Annotated in this window: 11 protein-coding genes; 3 read left to right on the top strand and 8 right to left on the bottom strand. The window is 72.0% G+C overall.

Annotated features, from left to right (window positions below; genetic code table 11):
- Window position 1: 1 nt before the first annotated feature.
- From AB0B14_RS29540 to ettA, 4 genes are all read right to left on the bottom strand, one after another.
- On the bottom strand, window positions 2-586 hold the full coding sequence (locus tag AB0B14_RS29540; protein WP_357067143.1) for a YbjN domain-containing protein: 585 nt from the start codon (window positions 584-586) through the stop codon (window positions 2-4).
- Window positions 587-718: 132 nt separating this feature from the next.
- Window positions 719-1,450: a hypothetical protein gene (locus AB0B14_RS29535; RefSeq protein ID WP_357525383.1), complete on the bottom strand. Its 732-nt coding sequence runs from the start codon at window positions 1,448-1,450 to the stop codon at window positions 719-721.
- Window positions 1,447-1,893, bottom strand: coding sequence for a thioesterase family protein (locus AB0B14_RS29530; RefSeq protein ID WP_357067139.1), 447 nt, complete (start codon window positions 1,891-1,893; stop codon window positions 1,447-1,449). Before AB0B14_RS29530 ends, AB0B14_RS29535 begins: the two co-directional genes overlap by 4 nt.
- A gap of 12 nt (window positions 1,894-1,905) precedes the next feature.
- On the bottom strand, window positions 1,906-3,582 hold the full coding sequence (gene ettA, locus AB0B14_RS29525) for an energy-dependent translational throttle protein EttA (protein WP_357067136.1): 1,677 nt from the start codon (window positions 3,580-3,582) through the stop codon (window positions 1,906-1,908).
- 431 nt (window positions 3,583-4,013) lie between these two features.
- Between ettA and AB0B14_RS29520 the strand changes: the two genes are divergently transcribed.
- A complete protein-coding gene (locus AB0B14_RS29520; RefSeq protein ID WP_030488230.1) occupies window positions 4,014-5,414 on the top strand; it encodes a trehalose-6-phosphate synthase in 1,401 nt (466 codons plus the stop codon).
- 41 nt (window positions 5,415-5,455) lie between these two features.
- Window positions 5,456-8,020 (top strand): trehalose-phosphatase, encoded by a 2,565-nt coding sequence (gene otsB / locus AB0B14_RS29515; protein WP_357067241.1) that lies wholly within the window; start codon window positions 5,456-5,458, stop codon window positions 8,018-8,020.
- Between the two features lie 51 nt (window positions 8,021-8,071).
- Here the strand turns inward: otsB and AB0B14_RS29510 are convergent, their stop codons facing one another.
- From AB0B14_RS29510 to cobC, 4 genes are all read right to left on the bottom strand, one after another.
- The gene (locus AB0B14_RS29510; protein WP_357525381.1) at window positions 8,072-9,358 is read right to left on the bottom strand and encodes a hypothetical protein; all 1,287 of its coding nucleotides are present in this window, start codon (window positions 9,356-9,358) and stop codon (window positions 8,072-8,074) included.
- A gap of 260 nt (window positions 9,359-9,618) precedes the next feature.
- Complete coding sequence (gene cobA, locus AB0B14_RS29505) at window positions 9,619-10,911, bottom strand: uroporphyrinogen-III C-methyltransferase (RefSeq protein WP_357525379.1); 1,293 nt, start codon at window positions 10,909-10,911, stop codon at window positions 9,619-9,621.
- A 40-nt stretch (window positions 10,912-10,951) separates the two neighbouring features.
- A complete protein-coding gene (locus tag AB0B14_RS29500; RefSeq protein WP_357067239.1) occupies window positions 10,952-12,088 on the bottom strand; it encodes a nicotinate-nucleotide--dimethylbenzimidazole phosphoribosyltransferase in 1,137 nt (378 codons plus the stop codon).
- Window positions 12,088-13,155: an Rv2231c family pyridoxal phosphate-dependent protein CobC gene (gene cobC, locus AB0B14_RS29495; protein ID WP_357067129.1), complete on the bottom strand. Its 1,068-nt coding sequence runs from the start codon at window positions 13,153-13,155 to the stop codon at window positions 12,088-12,090. The genes AB0B14_RS29500 and cobC overlap by 1 nt, the downstream gene beginning before the upstream one ends.
- Window positions 13,156-13,276: 121 nt before the next feature.
- On the opposite strand from cobC, the gene AB0B14_RS29490 reads away from it, so the two are divergent.
- On the top strand, window positions 13,277-15,406 hold the full coding sequence (locus AB0B14_RS29490; RefSeq protein WP_357067127.1) for a transglycosylase domain-containing protein: 2,130 nt from the start codon (window positions 13,277-13,279) through the stop codon (window positions 15,404-15,406).
- The last annotated feature ends 14 nt before the right edge of the window (window positions 15,407-15,420 follow it).

Here is a 15,420-nt window from a genome sequence, read left to right as displayed (position 1 = left end):
GTCAGAGCAGCGCGCCCTCGTCGTGCAGCCAGTCCACGAAGCTGGTGGCGACCGCCGCGCCGCAGTCGAGCATCTCGACCAACAGCGCGTCGTGGGTGCCGGCACCGAGCGGCACCTGGAGCTCGGCGTAGATCGGTAGTTGCCCGCGCTCGGTCGGGTCGCCGATGTACGCCTTGCAGAACCGGCGGGTGTGGTTCCACTCGTTGACCACCCGATAGGCCCGGTCGGCCCAGTCCGGCGGGACCGTGGCGTGCGGGCGTGCCCGCATGACCAGGATCTCGTCCTCCGGCCCTTCGAGGGTGACCAGCACGGCGTGCCGCTCCCACATGGCCAGCAGGTTGCCGTCGCCATCGGCCAGATAGCGCACGTCGAGCAGGTCGAGTGCGTCGCAGACGCGGCGCAGACTCACCGGCTCGACGGTGGCCAACATCTCGCTCAGCACTGGTCGCTCGCTGGCCGGGCAGTCGTCCCCCGGCTGGCGAGGGCTGGGCGGCCCGACCCGGACCGCGCTCTCCACTGTGATCCCGCTTCGGGTTCCCGGATCGCCGCCGTCGGCGGGACCGGGGCGCCATGACCACCACGGCATCGCTCGTCGCACCTCACTCCCCAGCGGATCCAGTCGCCTACGGTGCGTTGGATCCGAGGATGGACGGTACCCGGACAGCCGAGTTGTAGCACCCCCCCAACGACCGCCCCTGCCCAGAAGAATGAGCAGGGGTCATCCGTTCGGACGAGGAGTGAGGGGCGTCACCGCAAGATCCGTAGCCGTCTGCAACCATGCCGCTCCGTATGGTCCCGCCAGGCCGACCCAACGTCCGGCCACCCGGACCTCGACGGCGGCTTCGTCGTGGCCGGCGGCCGGGCGGTCGGCGGCACCGAGGAAGCCCATCCGGACCACCCCCTGCACCAGCCGCTGCGACACCTCGACCGGCCGGGCGGGCGGCCCGTCCGGCGTGACGAGCACCGCCACGTGGTCGAGCAGCGCGTCCCGCAGCGCCCGCTGGCCCACCGCACGGCCGGCCACGCCCTGTTCGGTGGCCGTGCGCAGGGTGCCCGCCGCCGCGTCCGCGATCCGGCGCACCTCGACGACGGGCAGCGCCTCCACCGTCCGGCTGCCCGCCGGGGGCAGCGGCCACCGCCACTGCGCGTCCCGGCGTACCGGCAGGGCGGTGCCACCGCGTTCCAGCTCGGCGAGCAACTCCGCGGCGGCCACCGTCACGTCCCCGGCGGTGCCGTCGGCCGGCCCGGCGGCCACCGTCCGGACCACCAGGACCTGCCACGGCAGACGGGCCCAGAGGGCGATCCGGCCGGGCACACCGGCCGGCCGCAGCCGGACCGGTGCGGTCGGTTCCAACCGGACCAGCCGGGCCAGGAAGGCACCGGCGTCCGCCACCCCGGCCACACCGTGCGTCGCCGTCCGTCCCGGCTCGGCCGTGCCCGGCCGGGTCATGCCAGACCGCCCTGCGGTGCGTACGTGCTCAGGAAGGCCCGTTCCTCCGCGGTGATCCGCCGGGGCACCTGGCGGGTCAGGTCGAACGGCACCAGCACCGAGCGGGCCCGACTGGCCAGCACCTCGCCGTCGTACAGCTCGTAGGCGACGGTGAACCAGGCGTGCCGGATCTCCTCCACCCACAGCTCGATCCGCACCGTGGGCGCGGCCTCCGCGGTGGCCCGACCCAGGGCGTAGTCGACCGGGCGCAGGTAGTCGACCTCGTGGCGGCGGATCACCACCCCGTTGGCGAACGAGCCGACCCCCCACGCCCGACCACCGGCGAACATCAACGCCACCCGCGCCTCCTCGTACAGGGTGAGGAAGCGCGAGTTGTTGATGTGGCCGTACGCGTCCAGGTCGGACCAGCGCAGTGTGCAGTGGTAGACGAACCGGTCAGACACCTTCTCGGCCGGTCAGTCGCGGGTCAGCTTGCGGTAGGTCACCCGGTGCGGCCGGGCAGCCTCCGCGCCGAGGCGATCGATCTTGTTCTTCTCGTACGCCTCGAAGTTGCCCTCGAACCAGAACCACCGGGACGGGTCCTGGTCGTCGCCCTCCCAGGCCAGGATGTGCGTGGCGACCCGGTCCAGGAACATCCGGTCGTGCGAGATGACCACGGCGCAGCCGGGGAACTCCAGCAGCGCGTTCTCCAGGCTGGACAGCGTCTCCACGTCCAGGTCGTTCGTCGGCTCGTCGAGCAGGATGACGTTGCCGCCGATCTTCAGGGTCAGCGCCAGGTTGAGCCGGTTGCGCTCACCGCCGGAGAGGACCTTCGTCGGCTTCTGCTGGTCCGGTCCCTTGAAGCCGAACGCGGCGATGTACGCCCGCGACGGCATCTCGACCTTGCCCACCATCAGGTAGTCCAGCCCGTCGGAGACGACCTCCCAGACGGTCTTGTCGCCGTTGAGGCCCTCGCGGTTCTGGTCGACGTACGACAGCGAGACCGTCTCGCCGACCCGGACCTGGCCGCCGGTCGGCTGCTCCAGCCCGACGATGGTCTTGAACAGGGTGGTCTTGCCGACGCCGTTGGGGCCGATGATGCCGACGATGCCGTTACGCGGCAGCGAGAACGACAGGTTGTCGATCAACAGCCGGTCGCCGAAGCCCTTGCTGAGGTCGACCGCCTCGATCACCGTGCTGCCCAGCCGCGGGCCCGGCGGGATCTGGATCTCCTCGAAGTCGAGCTTGCGGGTCTTCTCCGCTTCGTTGGCCATCTCGTCGTACCGGTCCAGGCGGGCCTTGGACTTGGTCTGCCGGGCCTTGGCGTTGGAGCGGACCCACTCCAGCTCCTCGGTGAGGCGCTTCTTCATCTTGGCGTCGCGGCGACCCTCGACGGCCAGCCGGGCGGCCTTCTTCTCCAGGTAGGTGGAGTAGTTGCCCTCGTAGCCGATGGCCCGGCCACGGTCCAGCTCCAGGATCCAGCCGGCCACGTTGTCGAGGAAGTACCGGTCGTGGGTGATCGCCATGACGGTGCCGGCGTACTTGGCCAGGTGCTGCTCCAGCCAGGAGACGCTCTCCGCGTCCAGGTGGTTGGTCGGCTCGTCGAGCAGCAGCAGGTCGGGTGCCTCCAGCAGCAGCTTGCACAGCGCGACCCGGCGGCGCTCACCACCGGAGAGCTGGGTCACGTCGGCGTCCGGCGGCGGGCAGCGCAGCGCGTCCATGGCCAGCTCGAGCTTGGAGTCGACGTCCCAGGCGTCGAGGTGGTCCAGCTCCTCCTGGAGCTTGCCCATCTCCTCCATCAGCTCGTCGGAGTAGTCGGTCGCCATCTGCTCGGCGATCTTGTTGAATCGCTCCAGCTTGGCCTTGGTCTCGGCGACCGCCTCCTCGACGTTGCCGAGCACGGTCTTGGCGTCGTTGAGCGGGGGCTCCTGGGCGAGCATGCCGACGGTGTAGCCGGGCATGAGTCGGGCCTCGCCGTTGCTCGGCTTGTCCAGCCCTGCCATGATCTTGAGGAGGCTGGACTTACCGGCGCCGTTCGGACCGAGCACACCGATCTTGGCCCCCGGCAGGAAGCTCAACGTCACGTTGTCGAGCACGACCTTGTCGCCGTGCGCCTTGCGTGCCTTTTCCAGGACGTAGATGTACTGGGCCACGGTGCGGGCTACCTCCGTCGATTTGCTGTCGCCTGATCGGCGGCGCGGCGCGGGCTGTGAGATCCGCCCGCCGCCGCCGGCCGGGAGCCGGCCACGCGCACGCCATCGTCAATCCTGACAGGTACGCCGCGCTTCGCCCACATCACCCCGCCCCAGGAGTACGCGGGCGCGCCTCCGCCGGCCCATGATCCACTCGACTTTATGGAAATCGGGCCGTCCCCCGCGTCTGGATAACCCGTTTTCATGCAACCGGAGTCGATCATCCCCTGCCGATCATCGACCTCTGATCGACGGGCTGTCGACAAGATCACCCTGGGGATTTCGGCGCGTACGAGGCGGGTAGGAGACTCCGGCACGAGGCACAAGACGCCGCAGCTACGCTCAGTACGCTCATTCGCGGTGGACCCGTCAGTACCCGGAGGTGGCCGATCGTGACCGTCCGTAGCTCCTTTGTCGTAGTGGCGAACCGTCTGCCGGTCGACGAGGTGAGCACACCCGAGGGCCGGCAGTGGCGACGCAGCCCTGGCGGGCTGGTCACCGCGCTGCACCCCGTGCTCGCCGAACACCAGGGCACCTGGGTCGGCTGGGCCGGTGGCACCGGGGCCGCCCCCGAGCCGTTCGACCTGGAGGGGATCCGGCTGCACCCGGTCCCGCTCAGCGCCGAGGAGCTGGAGCGCTACTACGAGGGCCAGTCCAACGCGACGATCTGGCCGCTCTACCACGACGCGGTCGAGACGCCGGCCTACAAGCGCCGCTGGCGGGAGGCGTACCGGCTGGTCAACGCCCGGTTCGCGGAGGCCGCCGCGGACGTCGCGGCCGAGGGTGCGACGGTCTGGGTGCAGGACTACCAGCTCCAGCTGGTCCCGGCGATGCTCCGTGAGCTGCGCCCGGACCTGCGGATCGGGTTCTTCCTGCACATCCCGTTCCCGCCGATCGAGCTGTTCATGCAGATGCCGTTCCGCACCGAGATCCTGCGCGGCCTGCTCGGTGCCGACCTGGTCGGCTTCCAGCAGCGGCTGGCCGCGCAGAACTTCGTCCGGCTGGCCCGGCACCTGCTCGGGCTGCGCTACGAGGGGCAGATGATCCAGGTCGACGGTCGGCAGGTGAAGGCGGGCGCCTTCCCCATCTCGATCGACACCCAGGAGATGGAGCGGATGGCCGCCGACCCGGCGATCCAGGCCCGGGCCAAGCAGATCCGCGCCGAGTTGGGCGACCCGAAGACGATCATCCTGGGCGTGGACCGGCTGGATTACACCAAGGGCATCGAGTTGCGCCTCAAGGCCTTCCGCGAGTTGCTTGCTGACGGAAAGTTGACAGTTCCCGACGCGGTTATGGTGCAGGTGGCCACGCCCAGCCGCGAGCGCGTCGAGCACTACCAGGCACTTCGGGTCAAGGTCGAGCGCGAGGTTGGCCGGATTAATGGCGAATTCGGCAGGGTCGGCGTGCCGGCAGTGCATTACCTGCATCAGTCGTACAGTCGCAGTGAACTCGCCGCAATGTACGTTGCTGCCGACGTGATGATGGTGACACCGCTACGAGACGGCATGAACCTGGTCGCGAAGGAGTACGTGGCGTCGCGCGCCGACCAGGGTGGCGCGCTCGTGCTCAGTGAGTTCGCCGGCGCCGCAACGGAGCTGCGCCAGGCTTTCCTGTGTAACCCGCACGACCCGGACGCGGTCAAGGACGCCCTGCTCCGGGCAGTGCACGTGGAGAAAACCGAGGCACGCCGCCGGATGCGGACAATGCAACGTCACCTGCGTACCCACGACGTGGGCCACTGGGCCAAGTCTTTCCTCTCCGAGCTCGGAGTTCCCGAGGCGGAGGCCGAGTGAACACGACCGTCAACGATGGAGCGGCCACGGCCACCGGGGTGATGGACCCCGAGCTGCGCTCCGCCATCGGCCGGATCGCCCGGGTCCCCCAACTCCTGGTCGCCTGCGACTACGACGGCACACTGGCGCCGATCGTGGAGGACCCGAGCACAGCCGTCCCGCTGCCCGAGTCGGTGGCCGCGGTCCGCGCGCTCGCCGCGCTGCCGCAGACAACCGTGGCGGTCGTCTCCGGCCGGGCGCTGCGCGACCTGGCCGCGCTGTCGCGACTGCCCAGCGAGGTGCACCTCGTCGGCAGCCACGGCTCCGAGTTCGACATCGGCTTCGTCGAGCGGCTCTCCCCCGAGTTGGTCGCGGTGCGGACCGAGGTTCGCAACGCGCTACGCGAGATCGCCGCCAAGCATCCGGGCATCCGGTTGGAACGCAAGCCGGCAAGCGTCGCGGTGCACACCCGCGGGGTCGACCCCCAGGTGGCCGCCGCGGCCATCGAGGCGGTCCGCACCGGCCCGGCCACCTTCGACGGCGTCACGGTGACCCAGGGCAAGGAGGTCATCGAGCTCTCCGTCGTGGCCACCCACAAGGGCACCGCGCTCGACCAACTGCGGACCCAGCTCGCCTCCAGCGCGGTGCTGTTCATCGGCGACGACATCACCGACGAGAACGCGTTCGGCCACCTGCACGGTCCCGACCTCGGCATCAAGATCGGCCCCGGGGACACCAAGGCCAGCTACCGGGTGGGCGATCCGCTGGAGGCCGCCCGGGCGTTGGCGCTGCTGCTGGAGACCCGGCGGCACTGGCTGTTCGGCGAGCGGGCCGTGCCGATCGAGCGGCACTCCATGCTGGCCAACGGTCGTACCGTCGCTCTGCTCACCCCCGAGGCCAAGGTGAGCTGGCTCTGCCACCCCAAGCCCGACTCGGCGGCGATCTTCGCCGACCTGGTGGGTGGCAGCCCGGCCGGTCACTTCAGCGTCGCCCCGGAACGCGGCGGCATCCCGCTGGGCCAGCGCTACCGCTCCGGCACGATGACCGTGGAGACCCGGTGGTCCGGGCTCACCGTCACCGACTGGCTGGACAAGCCGGCCCGGGAGACCACACCGGACGACAGCCCCGCGGTCATCACCGGCGACTCGACACTGATCCGGGTGCTCACCGGCAGTGGCAAGGCCCGGGTGGAGTTCGCGCCGAGGCCCGAGTTCGGTCAGGTAGCCGTGCAGTTGCAGCCACTCGGCGACGGCCTGCTGGTGCTCGGTTCCAACGAGCCGGTCGCGCTCTACGCCCCCGGCGTGGAGTGGGAGGTCGGCAACGACGGCGGGTACGAGACCGCCAAGGCGATCGTCGACCTCTCCGCCGCCGGTGGGCAGGTCGTGCTGGAGCTGCGCTTCGGCACGCACAGCCTGGAGCACCACCGGGTGCCGATCCACGAACGGCAGGCCGCGGCCGAGCAGCCGTGGAAGGACTGGGTGGCCTCGCTGCGGCTGCCGTCCACCGCCCGTGACCTGGTCGCGCGCAGCGCCCTCACCCTGCGCGGGCTCTGCCACGAGGCAACCGGCTCGATCCTGGCCGCGGCGACCACCTCGCTCCCCGAGGAGCTGGGCGGCGTCCGCAACTGGGACTACCGCTACTGCTGGCTGCGCGACGCCGCGCTGACCGCCCGCGCACTCGTCGACCTCGGCTCCGTCGAGGAGGCCGAGGCGCTGCTGCGCTGGGTGGACGGCTGCATCGAGCGCACCGGCGGCCACCCGGAGCGACTGCACCCGCTCTACACCATCGACGGGTACGAGCTGGGCGCCGAGGCGGTCATCGACACGCTGCCCGGGTACGCCGGCTCCCGGCCGGTCCGGGTCGGCAACCTCGCCAACCACCAACTCCAACTGGACGTCTTCGGCCCGATCGCCGACCTGATCGCGGCCGTCGCCGACGCGCGCGGCTCGGTCCGCGAGGACGAGTGGCGGGTCCTGGAGAACATGGTCGAGGCGGTCCGCCGCCGTTGGCACGAGCCCGACCACGGCATCTGGGAGGCGCGGCTGCCACCACGGCACCACGTCTTCTCCAAGGTGATGTGCTGGATGACCGTCGACCGGGCGCTGCACGTCATGCGCGAGCACGGCGGCCAGGACCGGCCGGAGTGGAAGGACCTGCGCGACCGGATCGGCGCCAACGTGCTGGAGCAGGGTTGGCACTCCGACGTCGAGGCGTACAGCGTCGCGTACGGGGACGAGGACATGGACGCCTCGTCACTCTGGATCGGGCTCTCCGGCCTGCTCCCGGGCGACGACCCGCGCTTCCTGTCCACCGTCCTGCGCATCGAGGCGGACCTGCGCAGCGGCCCGGTCGTCTACCGCTACCACTGGGACGACGGCCTGCCCGGCCGTGAGGGCGGCTTCCACATCTGCACGGCGTGGCTGATCGAGGCGTACCTGCGCACCGGCCGCCGCACCGACGCCGAGGAGCTGTTCGCGCAGATGGTGCTCACCGCCGGTCCGACCGGGCTGCTCCCCGAGCAGTACGACCCGCTGGCCGAGCGTGGGCTGGGCAACCACCCGCAGGCGTACAGCCACCTCGGTCTGATCCGCTGTGCCCTGCTGCTGGACAACATGCTCAAGCAGTAGTTCGACCGCACGTGTGACGGGGCCGGAGCGCTTACGCTCCGGCCCCGTCGGTCAGTGCGGGTACGGCAGGCTCGGTTGCCACCCGTACAGGCGGGCACCGAGGTCGGTGGGCACCGTCCAGTGCGCGTACGGCAGTACCGCGCTGCTGCCGGTGTGGATCAGGCACAGCAGTGGGGCGTCGCCGGTGTGGTCGAGCGCGAGCTTCGGTTTACGGACCGCGCCGACGCCGCCGAGGCCGAACAGGACAACCGGATCCCGGACCGGCAGCCCCAGTGCCTGCCGGCCGTCCCGCCACCCCCGGTACGCCGCGTCCAGCCGCCAGGGCGCGAGGTCGGCGAGACCCCGGTGCAGGGTCGCCACCCAGGTCGGGGTGAGCTCGGCGTCGGAGAGCCGGTACGGCACACCGGTCAGCAGCGCGTCGAGCTCCGGATCCGTTTGCACCCCGGCGTTGGCCAGCGCCTCGGGCAGCGCGCCACGGTGGACGGCCGCGACCGCGGGGGCGGCCTGCTCGACCCGGTCGACCTGCCAGCGAGGCCCGGCCGGAGTGGTCGCCGCTCGACGGTCCCACAGCCAGCGGGCGCTGTCCCAGCGGTGCCGCTGGTTGGCCGGGATCAGCTCGTCGATGCCGATGACCAACTGCTCGCCCTCGGCCCGTGCGGTGAGCCACCGGCCCCGCAGGTGTGGCCGCTGCTCGCCGTAGCCGGCCAGTGCGACCACTGCGGACCGCAGGTACGCGCCGGTGTTCCCGCGCGGGAAGTGCCAGCACAACGCGGACCTGTCGATGGCGTCGAGGTCGGCGGCGGCCTCGCCGGCCACCACGTCGATCCGGACCTGCGGCGATGCCGCACTGACCTGGCGATTGTCGAACTGTCGACGAGCCCGGCGTTGCCGTGTCTCGGCCCGCTCCACCGACGGGCGGACCGAGTACGCCGCCTTCTTCCCCGCCCACCGCAGCACCTCCGCCCCGGCGGCCTGCGGGTCGCCGAAGAGCCGGAACTCCAGCAGCTCGTGCTCGTCGGACCCGTCGTCCTCGGTCACCTGCAGCTCGTACACCAGGTTTCCGGGCGAGTCCAGGTCGTAGGCGGTGTGCGGATCACGGCCGAACTCGTTGCCGACGAGCGAGTCACCCGGCTGTTGCGGATAACCACGGACCACTGTCACCAGGGCGGCCCAGGAGCCGTCCGCGTCCGTGCACCGCAGTGTCCGGACCGGGGCGGCGCGCCACTGCGAGGGGAGGTCCTCGAAGGTGGTGGTCAGGTCAGGGCCCGCACACCGCAGCGCGACGGGTCTGAGCAGGTCCGTTCGCCACGTCTCGTGCGGGTCCTTCACGGTGAACATGAGCGACATTGTGTCGACAACCACCGACACCCCCGGTTCCCCGGTCCGTATCCGCCCTCACCGGTCAAGCCGGCACCCGCGAAACTGCGGTGCCTCACCCGCCGCAGCTGGCAATCTTGGACAGTTTCCGTTACGCGGAAACGGAAACTGTCCAAGATCTACCCTGCCGGTGCCCTCCCGTGCCCGATCGGCGTCGCCAGCGACCTCGATGAGGCTCGGGTCCGGCGCCGGACGGTCGCGCCGCCGCGTTCGGTCGCCGGTCAGCCGTCGAGTGCCCCCACCACGTCTCCCAGCACGACGACGGCCGGCGGCCGCACATCGGCGGCGAGCGTGTCGGCGGCCACCGCGCCGAGGGTGGATCGCAGCACCCGCTGGGCACCCGTCGTGCCCTCCTGCACCACGGCGGCCGGCGTCTGCGGTGGCCGACCGTGGGCGATCAGGGTCTCGCTGATGGCGGCGAGGTTCTTCAGCCCCATCAGGATCACCAGGGTGCCGCGCAGGCCGGCCAGGGCGTCCCAGCGCACCAGCGAGGCCGGTGAGTCGGGTGCCACGTGCCCGGAGACCACCGTGAACTCGTGCGCCACCCCCCGATGGGTGACCGGAATCCCGGCCGCGGAGGCGGCGGCGATCGAGCTGGTCACCCCGGGCACCACGGTCACCGGCACACCGGCCGCCGCGCAGGCCAGCAGCTCCTCACCGCCCCGCCCGAAGACGTACGGGTCGCCGCCCTTGAGCCGCACCACGAACGCGCCGGCCAGAGCGCGGTCGACCAGGATCTGGTTGATCTCCTCCTGGGCCCGGGACGGTCCGTAGGGGATCTTCGAGGCGTCCACCAGCTCGATGTCCGGGCGCAGCTCGTCGAGGAGCAGCCCCGGCACCAACCGGTCGGCGACCACCACGTCCGCCTCGGTGAGCAGCCGCCACCCCTTCACGGTGATCAGCTCCGGGTCCCCCGGCCCCGCCCCCACCAGCGCCACCCGCCCAACCTGCCGCCCGGCCGCGCCGGCCGTCGCGGTCGAAGCGTCGGACCCGGCCGCCCCGGCCATCGCGGCCGCAGCGTCGGACCCGCTCTGCGTCGGGGCGAGCCGCTCCGGTGCCAGGCGGACCGCGAGGAGGTCGCGGATCGCGTCGCGGACGGTCATCGCCCGGCGGGGGTCGCCGCCGCCGAGCACCGCGACGGTGACCGGGCCGTGCCGGGTCACCGCCGGCGTCCAGGCGGTGGCGGCCGTCCGGTCGTCGGCCCGGACGCAGAAGATCCGTCGCTCGGCGGCGAGGGCGCTCACCGAGGCCGCCGCCATCGGGTCGTCGATTGCCACCTGGACCAGCCAGGCACCGTCCAGGTCCTCGACCGCGAACCGGCGCGGCACCCAGTGCAGCCGACCCGCGTCGACCTGGGCGCGCAGCGCCGGGGTCAGCTCCGGTGCCACCAGCAGGACGTCCGCGCCGGCGTCCAGCAGCGCGGGCACCCGGCGGGTGGCGACCGCGCCGCCGCCCACCACAACCACCCGCCGCCCGGCGAGCCGCAAACCGAGAGGGTACGGATTGGAGGTCACGCCACACCTCCGAGGCGGAGGGTTCGCTCGCCGTACGTGCTCACTTCTCGGCCACCCCGGCGGCGTCGAACGTGGCCACCTCGTGCAGCACCCGCACCGCGCCGATGACCACGGGCAACGCCAACAGCGCGCCGGTGCCCTCACCGAGGCGCAGCCCCAGGTCGATGAGCGGGTCGAGGCCGAGGTGCCGCAGTGCCGCCGTCGCACCCGGTTCGGCCGAACGGTGCCCGGCGACCATGGCGCAGACCGCGTCCGGGGCGAACGCCGCGGCGGCGAGCGCGGCCGACACCGCGATCACACCGTCCAGCAGCACCGGCGTGCGGCGGGCCGCGGCACCCAGGATCAGTCCGGCCAGCGCGGCGTGCTCCAGGCCACCGACGGCGGCCAGCACACCCAGCGGGTCGGCCGGGTCGGGTGTGTGCCGGGTCAGCGCGGCGCGCACCACGGCGACCTTGTGCGCGTAGGTCGGGTCGTCGATGCCGGTGCCCCGACCGGTGGCGTCGAGCGGGTCGGCACCGGTGAACGCGGCGATCAGCGTGGCGGCCGGGGTGGTGTTGCCGATGCCCATGTCACCGGTGAGCAGGATGCCGGCCCCGGCGTCGATCAGCTCGTCGGCCATCCGGATGCCGGTCTGCACCGCCGCCAGCGCCTCGTCCCGGGTCAGCGCGGCGGTCACCGTGAAGTCGCGGGTGCCCCGACGGACCGACGCGGCAACCAGCCGGGGCACGGCCGGATCGAGCACCCCCGGGCCGAGAGCAGCCGGGTCTAGGGCGGCCGGGGAGAGGACAGCCGGGTCGACAGCGGCGGCCGGGTCGGTGGACAGCGGTGTGGCCACCCCGACGTCGACCACGGTGACCGACGCGCCGGCCTGCCGGGCGAACGCGTTGACCACCGCGCCGCCGGCCAGGAAGTTGCCGATCATCTGCGCGGTGACCTCCTGCGGCCAAGGGCTCACCCCCTGGGCGTGCACCCCGTGGTCGCCCGCGAAGATCGCCACCGCGGCCGGCTCGGGCAGCGGTGGTGGGCAGGCCCCGGCGAGGCCGGCGAGGCGTACCGACAGCTCCTCCAACGCCCCCAGCGAGCCCGCCGGCTTGGTCAGCCGGCCGTGCAGCTCACGGGCGGCGGCCATGGCCGTCTCGTCGGCCGGGCGGATCGCCGCGATCGTGGTCTCCAGCATCATGCCTCCATGATCTCGCGCAGCACGTCGATGAACGCGTCTGTGGTGTTGCGGTCGCGTACCGCCACCCGCAGCCAGTCCGGGCCGAGGCCGGGGAAGGTGTCGCCCCGGCGCACCGCCCAGCCGCGCTCGCGCAGGGCGGCCCGGATCGCTGTCGCGCCCGGCAGGTGCAGCAGGACGAACGCGCTGGCGGGGCGGCCGACGACGCGTACACCGGGCAGGTCGGCGAGGCGGGCGACCAGGTGGTCGCGGTCGGCGGCGAGGTCGGCGGCGATGGCGCGCTCGGCCTGGACCGCGACGTCGGTGGCGCAGGCGGACGCGGCGGCCAACGCGGGTGTGGAGACGGCCCAGAGCGGCTGGACGGCGGCCAGCCGGGTCAGCAGGTCCGCGGCACCGAGCAGGTAGCCGATCCGGAGGCCGGCCAGGCCCCACGTCTTGGTGAGGCTGCGCAGCACGAGCAGACCGGGCAGGTCGCGTCGCTCGGCCAGGGACTCCGGTTCGCCGGGGTGGCCGGGGGCGCTCGTGGCGTCGGCGAACGCCTCGTCGACCACCAGCACCCGGCCGGGGCGGGCCAACGCGGCCACTGTCCGCGCGGGGTGCAGCACCGAGGTCGGGTTCGTGGGGTTGCCGATCATCACCAGGTCGGCGTCGGCGGGCACCCGGGACGGGTCGAGTCGGAAGTCGTCCGCGGCGTCCAGCAGCACCCGCTCGACCGGGTGCCCGGCGGCCCGTAGCGCCGCCTCCGGCTCGGTGAACTGGGGGTGCACCACCACGGGCCGGCGGACGCCGCGCAGCGCCTGGGCGATCAGCACGAAGCCCTCGGCGGCGCCGGCGGTGAGCAGCACCTCGTTCGGGTGACGGCGGTGTCGGGCGGCGACGGCCGCCCGGGCCGGCGTCGGGTCCGGATAGCGGGCCAGGTCGGTCAGGGTGGCGGCGATCGGGCCGGCCAACCAGGCGGGAGCCGGTGCCTGCCGGACGTTCACCGCGAGGTCGATCAGCCCGTCGCCGACCTCGACGTCACCGTGGTGCGCCAGGTCGGGCTCGGAAGCGACGATCGGCACGGGCATGTCCGCGATCCTGCCGGGAAGGTGGCCGGCGGGACAGTCGATCACGGCGTAAGCCGCGTCACCACTCGCCGGTTTAAGAGTTCTTCTCAGGTACGAATCGGAAATGTCATAACTTAGCCATGTGAGCAACCGACCCCTTGCTGCCGCTGGTCGACTCGTCCCTCTCCTTCGCGCCGGACTGATCGCCGGAATCGTGATCGCCGCCGCCGCGTACCCGTTGGTCGCCCTCACCGGGCTCGGCGCGAAGGCCACCGCGCACGCCGTGGAGCAGAAGACCAGGGTGCTGACCACCGCCCTGCCCGCCGAGACCTCCTACGTCTACGGCCCGGACGGCAAGACCGTGCTGACCATGTTCTACGAGGAGTACCGGCAGTACACCAAGCTGTCGGACATGTCGCCGAACATCCAGCAGGCGATCGTCGCCGCCGAGGACTCCCGCTTCTACCAGCACCACGGCGTCGACCCGAAGGGCGTGGCCCGCGCCTTCGTGTCCAACGCCCGCTCCGGCGGCTCCCAGGGTGCGTCGACCCTGACCATGCAGTACGTCCGGATGGCCCTGCGGGACAGCGCGACCACGCCCAAGGAGGTCCAGGAAGCCACCCAGCAGACCAGCCTGCGCAAGGTCAAGGAGATGCGGATGGCGCTGGACCTGGAGAAGGAGCTGAGCAAGGAGCAGATCCTGGAGCGCTACTTGAACTCGGCGTACTTCGGGCACCGGGCGTACGGCATCTACGCGGCCAGCGAGATCTTCTTCTCCAAGACCCCGAAGGACCTCACCCCGGTGGAGGCCGCCACCCTCGCCGGGCTGGTCAAGTCCCCCTCGGAGTACGACCCGGCCGACTCCGACCAGAAGGAGGCCACCGGCCGGCGGGACTACGTGCTGGACCGGATGAGCCAGCTCGGCTACCTCTCCCCCGACTCGGCCGCCGCCGCCAAGGCCGAGCCGATCCGGCTGAAGCTCACGAACCCGCCGCACGACTGTGTCGCGGTCGCGGAGACGTACAACGGCTGGGGCTTCGCCTGCGACTACCTGAAGAACTGGTGGAGTGCGCAGCCCGCCTTCGGCGCGGACCCGCTGGAACGAATGGACAAGCTGCGCCGGGGCGGCTACCGGATCGTGCTCAGCCTCGACCCGAAGATCCAGGCCGCGGCGGAGAAGAACGTCGGCAGCAAGGAGGCCACCGGCAGCCCGTTCGCCAACGGGATCGTGGTCTCCGAGCCGGGCACCGGCCGGGTGAAGGCGATGGCGGTGAACCGGACGTACTCGCTGGACCTGAGCGAGAACCCGCAGAGTTCCAACCCCGAGGCCGGGCCGAAGGTGAAGGCCAACTACCCGAACACGGTGGCGCCGCTGCTCGGCGGCGGCAGCCTGGCGGGTTACCAGGCCGGTTCGACGTTCAAGATGTTCCCGATGCTCGCCGCGTTGGACTCGGGGATGACGCTCTCCACCTCGTTCAACGCCCCGTACCGCTACAAGTCGGCCGTCTACGACGGCTGGGCGCCGTCCAACGCCAGCGGTGCCATGACCGGGCAACAGACCATGTGGTCCGGCTTCGGCAAATCCGTCAACACGTACTTCGTGTGGCTGGAGGAGAAGGTCGGCGCGGACCGGGCGGTCCGACTGGCCGAACAGCTCGGGCTGCGGTGGCGCACCGACGTCGACCGGGAACAGGCGTCCCCGACCAAGGCGAAGAAGTGGGGCGCGTTCACGCTCGGCGTCTCCGACGCCACCCCGCTGGAGATGGCGAACGCCTACGCCGCCATCGCGGCCGACGGGCGCTACTGCGAGGCGATCCCGGTGCAGGCGATCATGAACCGGGACGGCACACCCGCCACGTACGCCACCCCGGGCGGCCTGCACCGTGAGGTGGCCAAGCCCCGCTGCCGGCAGGTGGTCAGCGCGGACGCCGCTCGGGCGGCCACCGACGCCGCCCGCTGCCCGACCGGGGACACCCCGGCGCGCGGCAGCTGCGGCGGCTGGTCCACCGCCGACAGCGTGCGAGGCACGGTCGGACGGCCGGTGGCCGGCAAGACCGGTACCACCGACAGCACCCGGTCCGCCTGGTTCGTCGGCTACACCCCGGAACTGGCCGCGGCGAGCTTCATCTCCGACCCGGACAACCCGTTCAACGCCGTCGGTGACGGGCAGTCCCAGATCCCGATCAAGGCGGTCGCGGAGACCCTCCGCGACGGCCTGAAGGGCACACCGGCCCGCCAGTTCACCCCACCGTCGGACGCGATCGTCGGCTGACCCGGCGCCGGTGG

This window comes from Micromonospora sp. NPDC049171, from assembly GCF_040648275.1.
GTDB lineage: Bacteria > Actinomycetota > Actinomycetes > Mycobacteriales > Micromonosporaceae > Micromonospora.
This window is presented reverse-complemented; position numbering and strand designations above follow the sequence as displayed.